Origin of the sequence: Ruegeria sp. (genome assembly GCF_965199275.1) — a bacterium.
In the GTDB taxonomy this organism is placed as follows: Bacteria; Pseudomonadota; Alphaproteobacteria; order Rhodobacterales; family Rhodobacteraceae; genus Ruegeria.
Window position 1 is genome coordinate 406354 of record NZ_CBDAQX010000015.1, and the last position, 13105, is coordinate 419458.

The window sequence follows — 13105 nt, forward strand, 5'->3', positions numbered from 1 at the left end:
AACCCATGAAACATCTATTTGCTGCCCTCTGCGCGGCGCTGGCCGGAACAGCATGGGCGGAACCTGATCCCGCAAACTGGCAGGACGTTCTGGATGAGGCCAATGGCCAGACAGTCTATTGGAACGCATGGGGTGGTTCGACCACGATCAATGACTTCATCGAATGGGTCGGAACCCGCGTCGAAGAGGAACATGGCGTCAAGCTTGAGCATGTGAAACTGACCGATACCGCAGACGCGGTCAGCCGGGTGATTGCCGAGAAGTCCGCCGGTCAGGACAACGAGGGAGCAATTGATCTGATCTGGATCAACGGCGCCAATTTCAGTGCCATGAAAGAGGCCGATCTTCTGTTCGGCCCGTTCGCCGAGGCTCTGCCCAACTGGCGGTTCGTAGACGTGGACGGCAAAACTGTCACCACCGATTTCACCGTCCCGACCGAAGGGTTTGAAAGCCCTTGGGCCATGGCGCAAGTCGTGTTCATCTATGATAGCGAGGTTCTGCCCGAACCCCCCAAATCCGCTGAGGCAATTCGTGAATGGGCGGCTGCGAACCCGGGTCGGTTCACGTTCCCTCAGCCCCCTGACTTTCTGGGAACGACGTTCCTGAAACAGATGCTGATCGAATTGGTCGACGACCCGACTATCCTGCAGCAGCCCGCCGGTGACGACTATGCGCAGGTGACGGCGCCGCTGTGGGACTGGCTGCAGGATGTTACGCCCGACCTCTGGCGCGCAGGTCGGGCCTATCCGCAAACCGGGCCGAGCCAGCTGCAACTGATCAATGATGGAGAGGTCGACATGGCGATCAGCTTCTCTCCGGGTGAGGCGACAACGGCCATCGCCAACCAACAACTGCCGGAAAGCGCGCGGACTTTCGTTCTGGAGGATGGAACGCTGGGCAATGCCAGCTTTGTTGCGATCCCCTACAATGCCTCGGCCAAGGCGGGCGCCATGGTCGTTGCAGATTTCCTGATGAGCCCCGAGGCGCAACTGCGCGCGCAGGACCCGGAGGTATTGGGTTTCAGCACCGTGCTGGACATGGCCGCCCTTTCGGCGGAGGACCGGGCCGGCTTCGACGCGTTGGAGCTGGGCGTGGCAACCTTGTCGCCCGCTGAGCTGGGCCAAGCCCTGCCCGAGCCGCATCCCAGCTGGATGACCCGAATCGAAGCGGATTGGGCCGAGCGTTACGGCGTTGGCAACTGACCTCAGCCCTGGCAAACGATGGGGGCTGGCACCGACGCTGACCATGGCGTTGCTGCTGGGTCCCATCGCAGCCGGGCTTTTGGGAACGATCCTCCCGGCCTTCGGAAGCATGCGCCCGGACGGGGAAAACGGGTTTTCATTTGACCCGTGGATGCGCCTGTGGGCAGAGCCCGGCGTGGGTCAGGCCCTCTGGCTGTCATTCAAAACCGGTTTCCTTTCGACGCTTGGGGCGCTGATCGGGTGTTTTCTGCTGATCGCAGGTTGGCAGGGCACACGCGCGTTTTCGCGGCTTGAGGGGCTGCTGTCGCCCCTTTTGTCCGTACCCCATGCGGCAGCCGCCCTGGGGCTGGCGTTCCTGATTGCACCATCGGGGTGGATTGCGCGGCTGATCTCGCCAGGTTTGACGGGATGGACCCGCCCTCCGGACGTGCTGATCCTGCAAGACCCCGGCGGGTGGTCTTTGATTGCTGGGCTGACGATTAAAGAGCTGCCATTTCTGCTGCTGATGTCGCTGGCCGCGCTGCCTCAGATCAAATCGGCCGAGCGGATGCGCGTGACGCAGGTGCTTGGCTACGGCAGGGTCCGAGGGTGGTTTCTGGCCGTGATGCCCGCGCTTTATACGCAGATCCGGCTGCCGATCTATGCGGTCCTGGCTTATGCGATGTCAAATGCGGATGTCGCGATGGTTCTGGGGCCGTCGCGCCCGCCGACTTTGTCCATGTTCATCCTGCGTTGGATGACGGACCCCGATCTGGCCCTGCGCGCGCCTGCTGCTGCGGCTGCCTTGGTTCAGTTGGGGCTGGTGGCCGCGGCCATCATGGTCTGGCGCGGTGGTGAAAGGGCCGTGGCCGGGCTGATCAACCGTGGTGTTGAAAGCGGAACGCGCGGCATGGGCTTGCGCGACACGGCCCTCAGAACCGTTGGCCTCGTGGTGTCACTCACGGCGGGAATCGCGGTGTTCGGCGGTTTGATCAGCCAGTTCATCTGGTCCTTTGCCGGACGTTGGAGGTTTCCCGACGCGCTACCGAGCAGCTTCAGTCTGATGTCCTGGGCGCGCAATGGCCCGGACGCGGTTGAGGTTACCCTGGTCACCTTGGCACTAGCCTTTGCCACCGCACTGATCGCTTTGGTTCTGGTGATCGGCTGCCTGAACGCGGAGCTCCGCGCCGGGCGTGCAATGAACAGGACCGGGATAGTTATTTTGTACCTGCCACTCATCCTGCCTCAGATCGCTTTCCTGCCGGGTCTGCAGATCCTGATGATCCAGATCGGAGCGGCGCAGGGCATCCTTCCCGTGGTCCTGACCCACTTGGTCTTCGTTCTGCCCTATGTGTTTCTGGCATTGGCCGGCCCTTACCGCGCGCTCGATCGCCGCTATGCCATGATTGGCGCCGCCATGGGGCTGGGACCGGTTGGAGTGCTCTGGCGCATCCGACTGCCAATGTTGCTGGCTCCGATCTTGACCGCGCTTGCGGTGGGGATGGCGGTGTCAGTCGGCCAATATCTGGCCACTCTTCTGGCCTCTGGCGGGCGGTTGAACACGTTGACGACCGAGGCTCTAGCCCTGTTTTCAGGCGGTGATCGCCGTGCGATAGGGGTCTGGACCATCGCGCTGGCCTTCACGGCATGGCTGCCGTTCCTGCTGGCCTTGATGATCCCCAGAATTGTCTATCGCAACAAAAGCGGACTGCGTCATGATTGAAAACGGCCTCTCTTTGGATCAGCTTTCGATCTCTCATGCCGATGGTAGAGGGCTGGTGCAGCTATCAGCTGACATTGCGCCGGGAGAGGTTCTGAGCCTGATGGGGCCATCCGGGGTTGGGAAATCAACCATACTTGCGGCAATCACCGGAACTTTGTCGCCCGCCTTTCACATGGCGGGGCGCATCACGTTGAACGGGCGGGTTCTGAATGCCCTACCTCCTCAGAAACGGCGCGTTGGGATCCTGTTTCAGGATCATCTGTTGTTTCCACATCTGTCGGTGGGGCAGAATGTCGGCTTTGGCCTGCCGCCCCGCACCCCGGACCGGGCCGCGCGCATTCAGGCCGCCCTGTCCGAGATCGGGCTGGACGGGTTTGAAACCCGCGATCCCGAGACCCTGTCCGGAGGTCAGCGCGCCCGAGTGGCCCTGATGCGGATGCTTCTGGCGGAGCCCGATGCCTTGCTTTTGGATGAGCCTTTCTCGCGTCTCGATGTCGGTCTCCGGGACAGAATGCGGGACCTCGTCTTTACCCGAGCCGGCGCGGCGCGGCTGCCAGTTTTGTTGGTGACCCATGACATCGCCGATGCCGATGCCGCAGGAGGCAGGGTTGTGACTCTGCCTCAATAGCGGTTTTGGTCGAGATGTTCGGCTTTGTCTGGTTCCGGCTCGCCCTAGCCTAGTTCGTCAATCCGGACAGGTACTTGATCGCCGTCAGGCTCGGCAGGAACGTGTACGCGCCACCGCGAGTATGGATCAGTCGGGGAAAGCCGTGCAGTCGGATCGTGCCCCCATCGGGCAGGCTGAGGTCGAACCAGCTGGTTTCCGGCGTGTTCGCCCCCAGCAGAGGATCATTGGCACCCGTGATCGTCGGGTCGTGCAGGCCGAGGTTGATCCAGTCGCACATCACCGCTTCAAACTGTGCGCCGATATTGGCGCCGATGAAGCTGCCTAGCAGGCCGCGCTCAGCCGTGTCGGGGTTTTGGGGGTCGAAGTCTGGACCGTAGGACATGCCGCGCCGCACCAGTCGTCGCGTATAATTGGCGATGCGCTGTACGATCCGACCGCCGCGCGGGTTGCCTCTCCGCAGATGCGATCCGGCAGGACAGCGGGAATGGGCGTTGTAGTTGAAATTGGTCAGCGAGACCTCATGCTCAGGCCATTGCGCGTCCGGTGACAGCTCGTATGGAACGCCGTTGCCCCAGCGCCCGCACATCTGGGCTGCGACGACCTCACGCAGCGCGCCGTGGATGTCCAGGCCTTCGCCGATGCGATCCAGATTGTTCGGATCGACCAATTTATCGCGATCCGGGTGACCCATCAGATCATCGGCGGCTTTGTCCAGATAGGCCTCGAAACCGGCCGCATCCTGCGCCAGAACACGGAACGCATTGAACGACCCGTTGAAACCAAGCGCATTGGGCGAGGGGACGCGGAACACCACGCCCTCTTGTCGCGTGGGATAGCCCAGAAGGGCGGTGCCCAGCGGGTCGATCGGTTCGTCGACACCGGCCTGTTCGGGGTCAAAAACCTGCTCGAACCGGGGCTGGGAAATGCCATCGACATAGCCGAAGAACACCTTGCTGTCGGCCAGATTGCGGCCGTCGCGTTTACCCAAAATAGTGAAGGCCGCGCCAACCTGTTTCTCGACCAGGTCGAGGTGATCCTGAACGTCGGAATAGACCGACGCCATGATGTGAACCCGGTCAGGCTGATCAAACGGAGCAGGCCAGTGATCCGGCCCGCTGGTGCCGAAATCGCCCAGTTTCATCGCGCGCTTCGTCATGCCCTGCACGAACTCGCTGGGGAAGGTTTTCAGATCCTCGGGCGCGGTGCCAAGAGCGCGCAGCCCGGCATAGGTGAGGCCGATGTTGAAACAGAAGGGCGGTTTGACCTCCCACAACACCCCTCGGGTGATTTCGGGGACCGCGTCACTGCCGCCATCGACGGCGGTTGCCAGAAACTGACGGGCCGCGGCGCGGTCGGTGACTTCAAGAAACAGATGGCGCACCAGATCGCGGCGATAACCGCGCAGGATGTTGCCCTGAATGTCGGCGAGATCGAGTTTTGCAGTCACCAGCCTTGTCCAAATTTTTGGCGCACTTGCGCGGCGGAAACGCCCGGATAGGCGCGATAACCGCCCCCCAGCGACAGGTTAGGGTTCGCGTAGAGTTGCAGAACAAACGCACGCGGAAGGGTTTCCAGCCGATGCGGCGGCTGGTTCGGAGGCAGCCCTTTGGCCTCATCCTGAAGGCCGAACAGGTCGGTCGGGAAATCGGGGGCCTGAAACAGGTCGTGCTCATGGACCCAGTCGATGAACTCTTCGACGTTGTGTTCGGTTGGGATCAGGTGCTCCGCCCCGTCCACAAGCGAAATGACGTCGTTGAACACACTGCCGATGGTGGTGATGAAATCCCGAATGTAGTTGCTGAAATCGCCATCATAGACCGAAATCATGCAGATCTTGTCGTCGATCAGCAGAAACCGGGCGAAATGCACCGTTCCGACATTGTCGAGCCCTGCAAATATCTCTTCGACATTTTGCGCGATGGCCAGTGCAGCATGGGCACGTCCGGCGGGCGAGGGGTCTTTCAGCGGCATGATCAGGTTCATCATGCGCTGCACGTTCTCGCTGGGTTGCGGCGAGGGACGCGGGCCGCCGGACAGTTTCGGCTTGGGGTCGCGCCAGTGCCAATAGGGCACAACGATGTAGCGCGACAGAAACTTGAACCATCCCCGATCCGGCAGGGTGTTGACATAGCGATTGAACCAGCTGTTCTGACGAGTCATGGTCTTATCCCTTCGAAAACGGGCAGGGGGACCCACCGCGCCAAGCGCTTGAGATTTTGTACGAGTCGATGCGCATTTTCAGCACCGGATCATCCGAAGCCTCGATGCCGGTGGTCAGCAAACCGGGATTGAAGCTGAGCTTCTCAGACTGTTCTATCTGATCTTCAGGCACGGCGTTCAGCGTGAGAACGCCCATCATGATCCGCTTGCGATGGGGCGGCCAGGGGCGCGAGGAGTTGTTGAAATCGTCTCCGACCTCACCGATTGTCATCATCAGCGAGAACCGCGCAGGTTCTTTAGCAAGACGCTCCCTAAGTTCAGCCTGCAGATAGTCATCCACGGGGGTCTCATCCGGGTCGGTGTTCAGCACGCCTGCGATGGGTTGCCACGAAAACCGCACCCAGCGGCGTACGCCCTCCGCTCCGGTCACGATGAATGTATGGCAGGCGTGATAGGCCGCCCGCGCATAGCTGGTCGGCGCTCCGATCTGGGCGGCCTGCAATACACCAAGCTGAGAATAGGCGTTCCGGTCGGCAAACCCGATGGCACCTTCGTCCGGGCTGATCGTCTCGCCCGGATAGGGGTCGCGTTCAGGCAGCATCAGCTGAAGGTAGCTCCAGATTTTCTGCCAGGGGGTCTGACCGTTGTAGAGCTTGGGCTTGGCGGCCTCGGCGAAATCCAGAAACGTCTCGGGCGTCGGGGTGAAGAACTCGGGCAGATTCATCGCGATCAGGTCGGTATCGGACCCGTCCGACAAGTGAAACCGAACCGCCAGACCCCGCACATCGGACCAGCCGTCATGCACCACAGCGCAGCCCGACCCGTTCGAGAATCGAACAATCACATCCGTCTTTTCCGTGGTGAAGTGATCCGCGGCGCAGAAATTCCGGGCGATGGGTGTGGGCTTGAAATAGCCGGTCGCACTGATCCCGATTGTGTGAACGGGGCGTAGAGCCAGATCACCATCAGGACGATGCAGAACTTCTACCAGCTTCTCGGCAAGGCCGGGATCGCTCATGACTTGACCACCTGTTAACTGAAGTTACCCCAAAAATGTGGCGTTATCCATAAACACTGGTCTGTCAAAGGCAACAGGAAGAATGCATAAAACCCGGCGAAGCCACTGTTTGATCAAGCAAAACTGAGGTCGGCTACCATTTTTTCAGCATGTCTTTGGCATGGGTCCAGTATTCACTTTGCCGGCAGGTGTAGAATGCCTTCTCCATCAGATCATAGGATTCAGGTCGGTGTGTTGCCAGTCCCACGACCTTGGGCAGCGGAGGGTTCAGACGCACCATCCGCTCTTTCAACACAAGATGGGCCATCCAATACTGGTTCTCAGCCGATGTGGTTAGCAGCAGTTCGATCAAAGCACCACGAGGCGCGCCCGAGGTGATCCCGAACCACTTCAGCAGGCCCCAGTCGTCGGGGTTCTTGATCATCTCCTCCGAGATATCTGTGGGCTGTTGGCCAGTGCCGATCGACAGAGCCTCGATATGCGCCAGCCCTTCGGCGCGACCAGCCGCGATGGCCACGTTGATGCCGTTCATCACTGGATTGTTGGCAAAGGCCCCGCCATCAGCGAAATAGCCATAGTCTACCCCGTCCGAGATGATCTGATGCGGCGGGAAATAGGATGGCGCGGCCGAGCTTGCCATGGCGACATCCAGCAGGCCGACATCGCTCATATCCAACCATTTCTCGTAGCCCAGCGTCTGGTTGGTGATGGTGAACGGGGACCACCCCACCTTGTCGCTGCGATGCAGGCAAACGGTGTTGACCGCGAGAACCAGATCCGGGGACAGAGAGTTGACTTTGCGGTCTCCAACTAGACTGCGCCCGATCTCCTCGAGCCCGGTCGCATTGTATTGCGAGGCGGTGATGCCCGGACCGCCGCCTAGTTTGAACCGCCGCAGCACCTCATCCAGCGCCTTGTCCAGAAAGCTGTGTTCGTTTTCGCGGAATATCTTGTCGGCATCTTCGCGGTAATGCGCGGCAAGGTCGCCGATCAGCCGGCCCATATCCTTGCCCTGCGTCCGGCCATCCGCCAGCGCCACGGCGATCAGCCCACCGGTCGAGGTGCCGGCGAACCCGTCCGCCTTGTCCAGAACGCCGGTCTCCTCCTGCAAGCTTTGCAGGATCAAGCAGGTCAGGTAGCCCCTGATCCCCCCGCCATCGCAGGACACAAGTTTGAATACCATTCGATGCGCCTCATCGCTTTTTAGTTGTAGGAGGTTTTAGGATAACTGGGCTGGGAAAAGCCAGCCGTTTTGCGACCCGTTGAGGCTTATCCCGCATAGCAAATTGGAAAAAGCCTTGCGAAAACCTGTATTTGTCAGCACAGTTCGCCGCGAAAAGGACGGGCTTGGCCCGCAATGGCCGACCCCACCGGGGCCACGGCGCAATTAGGGAGTTGAGGCTATGGCGTTGGAACTACATGAGATGTGCAGCGGGCTGGGCTTTCCAGAAGGTCCGGTTGCGATGAATGATGGCTCGGTCCTGTTCGTGGATATCAAAGAGCAGACCCTCGTGCGCCTGTCCGTCGATGGCACCGTCAGTGTGGTGGCCGAAATCCCCGGCGGCCCGAATGGCGTGGCAATTGGACCGGATGGAGCTGCCTATGTCTGCAACAATGGCGGTGTCTACAGTTTCGTGCCCTACGGACCCGACGATATCACCGTTCCCGCACCTATTCGCCCGCAATACAAGGGTGGGTCGGTGCATCGGGTCGATCTTGAGACCGGAGAGGTCACGATGCTGTTTGACTCCTACGAGGGGAAACGGCTCATCGCGCCCGACGATCTGGTCTTCGACAAGGATGGCGGGTTCTGGTTCACGGACACCGGTATCGAGGATGCGGAGTCCACGCGCTATGGCGGGCTGTACTATGCCACGATCGACGCCAAGACCCTGATCAAGGCCGCCACGATTCCGATGCCTAATGGGGTCGGATTATCGCCGGATGGCGGCACCGTCTATGTCTCGGACACGGTGTTTGGGCGGCTTTGGGCGATGAAGATAACGGGCAAGGGCCAAGTCGAGCCCGGCCCGATTCCGGGGATGCCAGGACAGGTGGTGCAGACCTTGCCGGGGTACCAATGGCTCGACAGTCTCAAGGTTGAGGCCGACGGACGGGTCTGCGTGGCGACGATTTTCAACGGTGGGATCACGGTGTTCAGCCCTGACGGGTCAACGGAACATGTCGCCATACCCGATCTTTTCACGACCAATATGTGTTTCGGAGGCGAAGATATGCAGGATATCTGGATCACAGCCTCCAGCACGGGCAAGATCTACAAAGCCAGATGGCCTCGTCCGGGATTGAAATTAGAGTTCACAGCTTGATGCAAAGGCCGTCTGCCTTGCGCGGGCGAGATCAGCAGATATTTGAGCGATAGCCAGAAGCGGAGCGAGATACCGGTGTTTCGCAGGTGTAACCCGGCGACACGGAACAAGAAGCACAAGGCCTTGGCCGGGTTGCGAATGCTCAGCCTGCCGGCACGGGTGTGACAAGCCAGGTAATGACGCTGCGGTCCAGTTGTCGGTAGCCGATGTCGAAGACTGTCCCTGCCGTGACTGTATTCTTTAACGGCTTGGTCAACCGCAGCCGTAGGACGGTTTCGCCGGGCACGCGGTGCAGTTCAGCATGGTTAAAGCCAAAGAACTGTTGAACTGCCGGGAATAGGGCTTTGTAGAGTGTCTCTTTGGCCGAGAATACAATCGTAGCCATCAACGCCTGCGCGTCGCTTTCCCGGATCAGCCGGGTTTCTTCGGGCTGCAAAGCGACCTTGAAAATCGCATCCAGTGAGGATCCTTCGGCGATGTCCTCAATATCGACGCCAACCAAAGTGCCGGGCTGATCGGTGACAATCGCCGCACATCGCCCTTTGGAATGCGTGATCGAACCTGCCATGCCTGCGGGCCAGATCGGTTCGCGGTTGGATCCTGTTGCGATCTGCGTAGGCGCATGCCCTGTTGACGCCAAAGCGGCCATCGCTACGGCACGGCCTGCCAGATACTCGGCCTTTCGCTTTTCAATGGCCCTGTCTAAACGATCCGGGCGATCGACGTCCAACGTCGTGAAAAGGCCATCTGCAAAACGGGATTCATCAAACCTCGCGATCACAGCAGAAGCTGTTGCAGACCCAATGTCCATGGTCCGCACGTCCATCAGGAACCCGTCGGAGAGCGTTTCAAGGGAAGAGAGGTGTTGGGCGGACGGTGTCATGGCCCCCTTGGCTTCCCCCAAGCATCGCGCCACGTCAATCGGGTTTTTCAAATTGTATGAGATCTGCACAGTGGGGCAGCTTAAATTGTCGCGAACCATTTGAGAGCACCCGCCAAAACCCACCGCTCGCGCAGAGGGTTGGGGGGCTAAGCACCCCTCATGTCTTCAAAACGCTTAGACGCGTGCCAGACTACGACCGGAATTGGATCATGTGTCAGAACGCGCGGAGATATCGGCCTTTGTCCAAACGCAGTCGTGGTCGGAAAGCGGTGTGCCATTGGCCGAGATTGAGCTCAGCACGCCCTTGTCTACGGGCGTGAAACCCCGCCCGGCCAGCCAGTCCAGTTTCATCTTTCGGTCCGGGTGTGGCGTGATCAGACTGGGGCGGGTCGTGTCGCCCTCGGCCGTAAACGCCCACGAATAGCCCTGATCTTCGGCCAGTACGAACAAGGTTTCGCGGCGCCAGTCGAAATCGGGGGGAAGGTGGTTGCCGGTGTTCAGATCTCCTCCGATCAGAACGGGCATGTCGGGGGCGAAGGCGTCAATCTCCTCTAGCAGAAGTTCGAACTGAACTTGCCGGTGTTCAGCGGCGGAATTGCTTTCCAGATGGGTGGAGACCACGCAGATCGGCCCCCGTTCGGTTGGCACCACGGCGGCAATGGCCATGCGCCCGCCGACCCGGGGTTGTTCAGGGTCTGCTGCCCCGCTTTCGGGGGTGAACCAATGGCCGTGGTCGTCCAATCGGATCAAAGCTGTGCGCTCAAACGGGACCGAGGATAGAACGGCGTTGCCGTGCCAGCCGGTTGTGTTGAAATCATCGGTGCAAAAGGCGCGCTCGGTCGGGCCGCCCAGGTCAAGCTCGTGAAACTCGACGCCAAAGGCGTAGGTCATGCCAAGGGCACGAGCGACCTCTTCGGTGGTGTGGCGTTGCGCGGTGCGGGCCATGCCGCAATCGACTTCGGACAACAGAACGATATCTGGCGCGATCGGGGCCAGATGCGCGGCGGTTTCTTCGGGAAACAGGCAGCGTTCAACATTCCAGGCAGCGACGGTGATCTGCGCCGGCAGTTGGGCCGCTTTGGCCTCGCCGCCCAATTGCAGCGTGTTCATCGCCGGCAAGGATGCCATTAGCGAGCGATGCGCCTGCGTTGTGCGCGGGGCGGCCATGATTTCAGCCCGCTGGTCTGATGTGACAGCGGGCAAAGTCGCGACAGTCTGCGTGATCAAAGGACTTTTCCCGTTTCCACGTCGAACAGACGCAGGGCGTCGTGTTTCAGGGTGATGCGGGTCTCGCCTGTGTGGACGCTATGATCTTTGCCGACCATGACGGTAAACGGCTGATCCGCAAGCGTGCCGTGCAGCAGACGATGCGCGCCAAGTTCTTCGAGGATGTCGACCTGGAACGAGACGGATCCGTTCTCATCCAGTTCGACATCCTCGGGACGTACACCCATGGTCACCGGGCCGCTGACGGCCTGTGGCGCGGGCATCAGCCCGTCATAGCCGTTGAGGCGCACCTGTCCGTCTGACGCTTCGGCCTCGATCAGGTTCATGGGTGGGGCACCCATGAACGAGGCGACGAAGGTAGATGCCGGATTGTGGTAGATCTCGGAGGGGGTGCCGATCTGTTCAATCCGGCCTGCGTTCAAAACGATGATCCTGTCGGCCATCGTCATCGCCTCGACCTGGTCATGGGTTACGTAAACTGCCGTCGTGCCAAGACGACGCTGCAGGGCTTTGATCTCGATCCGCATCTGGTTGCGCAGCTTTGCATCGAGGTTCGAAAGAGGTTCATCAAAGAGGAACAAGGCGGGGTCGCGCACCACCGCGCGCCCCATGGCGACGCGCTGGCGTTGACCACCGGACAATTGCGCCGGTTTGCGGTCCAGATATTCAGACAGGTTCAGCATCTTGGCGGCGTCTTCGACCTTGGCTGCGATCTCGGTCGCTGGCGTGCCGCGGTTCTTCAGGCCATACCCGATGTTTTTGCGCACCGTCATATGCGGGTAAAGCGCGTAGTTCTGGAACACCATCGCGATGTCCCGATCCGCAGGGTCCACATCGTTGACCACCCGGTCGCCGATTTTCAGCGTGCCTTCGGTGATATCCTCAAGCCCCGCGATCATGCGCAGCAACGTGGATTTGCCGCAGCCCGAAGGGCCAACCAGAACGACAAACTCGCCGTCCTGAATGGTGAAGCTGGTGGTCTGAACGGCCTTGAAGCCGTTGGGATAGACCTTGCGGATGCCCTCTAATGATACCTGAGCCATGCGCGTATTCCTTATTTGTCGGATTCTGTGAGGCCCTTGACGAACCAATTCTGGAAGAAGATGACGATCGCCACCGGCGGGATCATCGCAACAATCGCCAGCGCCAACGCTTGTCCATGCTCGGGGATCTGACTGTCGGTGTAGGTCAGCACGATCTGTTTGATGCCCCGGACCAGCGTGAAGAAGCTTTCATCCGTCGTGATCAGCGTTGGCCACAGGTACTGGTTCCAGCCAAAGACGAACATGATGATGAAGATCGCGGCAATCATCGTGCGGCTGAGCGGGACGAGGATGTCGATAAAGAACTTCCACGGCCCTGCGCCGTCGATCCGGGCCGCCTCGGCCAGTTCTTCGGGGACGGACATAAAGAACTGCCGGAAGAAGAACGTGCCTGTGGCAGATGCGATCAGGGGAACGATTAGACCGGTATAGGTGTTGGTCAGGCCCAGTTTCTGGATCGCTTCGTAGGAGGGCAGGATGCGGACCTCGAGCGGCAGCAACAGGGTGGTGAAGATCACCCAGAAGGCCAGCGTTGCAAAGCGCAGACGGAAATAGACGATGGCATAGGCCGCCATCATCGAGATGATGATCTTGCCCACTGCAAAACCGATGCCTAGGATGAATGAGTTCATCAGCATCAAGGTGCCATCAACCGTCTGAGTGAACCCGCCTTTTTCAAACATGGCGGCGTTGAAGTTCTTGCCCAAGTCGTCGCCTAGGCCCAGTTGGATGCCCTCGCGGTGAATGGTGACCGCGTCGTGGCTGGCTGTGGTCAGCGCCAGCAGCGGCGGCAGGATCATCAGCAAGGACCCAAGGATGAGGACAAAGTGATCTCCGATCGTTTCCCAGCGGATTCTGCGGGGTTTACGGGTCACGGCGGGTGTGTCGAGTGTGGTGTCGGCCATGATATCCTCC

12 protein-coding genes are annotated in these 13105 nt (G+C 60.2%); 4 read left to right on the forward strand and 8 right to left on the reverse strand.

Features of this window, described 5'->3' with window-relative positions:
• Nucleotides 1-5: 5 nt before the first annotated feature.
• The 3 genes from ACOERD_RS13165 to ACOERD_RS13175 are packed head-to-tail and all read left to right on the forward strand — an operon-like array spanning nt 6 to nt 3532.
• Nucleotides 6-1202, forward strand: a complete 1197-nt coding sequence (locus ACOERD_RS13165) for an ABC transporter substrate-binding protein (protein WP_419739324.1) — start codon at nt 6-8, stop codon at nt 1200-1202.
• A complete protein-coding gene (locus tag ACOERD_RS13170) occupies nt 1192-2904 on the forward strand; it encodes an ABC transporter permease (protein WP_419739325.1) in 1713 nt (570 codons plus the stop codon). The genes ACOERD_RS13165 and ACOERD_RS13170 overlap by 11 nt, the downstream gene beginning before the upstream one ends.
• Nucleotides 2900-3532, forward strand: coding sequence for an ATP-binding cassette domain-containing protein (locus ACOERD_RS13175; protein ID WP_419739415.1), 633 nt, complete (start codon nt 2900-2902; stop codon nt 3530-3532). Before ACOERD_RS13170 ends, ACOERD_RS13175 begins: the two co-directional genes overlap by 5 nt.
• A gap of 49 nt (nt 3533-3581) precedes the next feature.
• Here the strand turns inward: ACOERD_RS13175 and ACOERD_RS13180 are convergent, their stop codons facing one another.
• The 4 genes from ACOERD_RS13180 to ACOERD_RS13195 all read right to left on the reverse strand — a co-directional run bounded on the left by ACOERD_RS13180 (nt 3582) and on the right by ACOERD_RS13195 (nt 7893).
• Nucleotides 3582-4979, reverse strand: a complete 1398-nt coding sequence (locus ACOERD_RS13180; protein WP_419739326.1) for a Dyp-type peroxidase — start codon at nt 4977-4979, stop codon at nt 3582-3584.
• A complete protein-coding gene (locus tag ACOERD_RS13185; RefSeq protein ID WP_419739327.1) occupies nt 4976-5692 on the reverse strand; it encodes a hypothetical protein in 717 nt (238 codons plus the stop codon). Before ACOERD_RS13185 ends, ACOERD_RS13180 begins: the two co-directional genes overlap by 4 nt.
• A 4-nt stretch (nt 5693-5696) precedes the next feature.
• Complete coding sequence (locus ACOERD_RS13190; protein ID WP_419739328.1) at nt 5697-6710, reverse strand: catalase; 1014 nt, start codon at nt 6708-6710, stop codon at nt 5697-5699.
• Nucleotides 6711-6843: 133 nt separating this feature from the next.
• Nucleotides 6844-7893: a patatin-like phospholipase family protein gene (locus tag ACOERD_RS13195; protein WP_419739329.1), complete on the reverse strand. Its 1050-nt coding sequence runs from the start codon at nt 7891-7893 to the stop codon at nt 6844-6846.
• A gap of 220 nt (nt 7894-8113) precedes the next feature.
• Between ACOERD_RS13195 and ACOERD_RS13200 the strand changes: the two genes are divergently transcribed.
• Nucleotides 8114-9037: an SMP-30/gluconolactonase/LRE family protein gene (locus ACOERD_RS13200; protein WP_419739330.1), complete on the forward strand. Its 924-nt coding sequence runs from the start codon at nt 8114-8116 to the stop codon at nt 9035-9037.
• Nucleotides 9038-9179: 142 nt separating this feature from the next.
• Here ACOERD_RS13200 and ACOERD_RS13205 read toward each other — a convergent pair whose 3' ends face one another.
• From ACOERD_RS13205 to ACOERD_RS13220, 4 genes are all read right to left on the reverse strand, one after another.
• Nucleotides 9180-9920, reverse strand: a complete 741-nt coding sequence (locus ACOERD_RS13205; RefSeq protein WP_419739331.1) for a 4'-phosphopantetheinyl transferase family protein — start codon at nt 9918-9920, stop codon at nt 9180-9182.
• Between the two features lie 207 nt (nt 9921-10127).
• Nucleotides 10128-11087 (reverse strand): endonuclease/exonuclease/phosphatase family protein, encoded by a 960-nt coding sequence (locus tag ACOERD_RS13210; RefSeq protein WP_419739332.1) that lies wholly within the window; start codon nt 11085-11087, stop codon nt 10128-10130.
• A gap of 56 nt (nt 11088-11143) precedes the next feature.
• Nucleotides 11144-12190 (reverse strand): ABC transporter ATP-binding protein, encoded by a 1047-nt coding sequence (locus tag ACOERD_RS13215; protein WP_419739333.1) that lies wholly within the window; start codon nt 12188-12190, stop codon nt 11144-11146.
• Between the two features lie 11 nt (nt 12191-12201).
• The gene (locus ACOERD_RS13220) at nt 12202-13095 is read right to left on the reverse strand and encodes an ABC transporter permease subunit (protein WP_170376923.1); all 894 of its coding nucleotides are present in this window, start codon (nt 13093-13095) and stop codon (nt 12202-12204) included.
• Nucleotides 13096-13105 lie beyond the last annotated feature (10 nt).

Coding starts and splice junctions, on each gene's coding strand:
- ACOERD_RS13165 (WP_419739324.1), top strand. CDS start 6: ATGAAACATCTATTTGCTGCCCTCTGCGCGGCGCTGGCCGGAACAGCA.
- ACOERD_RS13185 (WP_419739327.1), bottom strand. CDS start 5,692: ATGACTCGTCAGAACAGCTGGTTCAATCGCTATGTCAACACCCTGCCG.
- ACOERD_RS13190 (WP_419739328.1), bottom strand. CDS start 6,710: ATGAGCGATCCCGGCCTTGCCGAGAAGCTGGTAGAAGTTCTGCATCGT.
- ACOERD_RS13195 (WP_419739329.1), bottom strand. CDS start 7,893: ATGGTATTCAAACTTGTGTCCTGCGATGGCGGGGGGATCAGGGGCTAC.
- ACOERD_RS13200 (WP_419739330.1), top strand. CDS start 8,114: ATGGCGTTGGAACTACATGAGATGTGCAGCGGGCTGGGCTTTCCAGAA.
- ACOERD_RS13205 (WP_419739331.1), bottom strand. CDS start 9,920: ATGACACCGTCCGCCCAACACCTCTCTTCCCTTGAAACGCTCTCCGAC.
- ACOERD_RS13210 (WP_419739332.1), bottom strand. CDS start 11,087: ATGGCCGCCCCGCGCACAACGCAGGCGCATCGCTCGCTAATGGCATCC.
- ACOERD_RS13215 (WP_419739333.1), bottom strand. CDS start 12,190: ATGGCTCAGGTATCATTAGAGGGCATCCGCAAGGTCTATCCCAACGGC.
- ACOERD_RS13220 (WP_170376923.1), bottom strand. CDS start 13,095: ATGGCCGACACCACACTCGACACACCCGCCGTGACCCGTAAACCCCGC.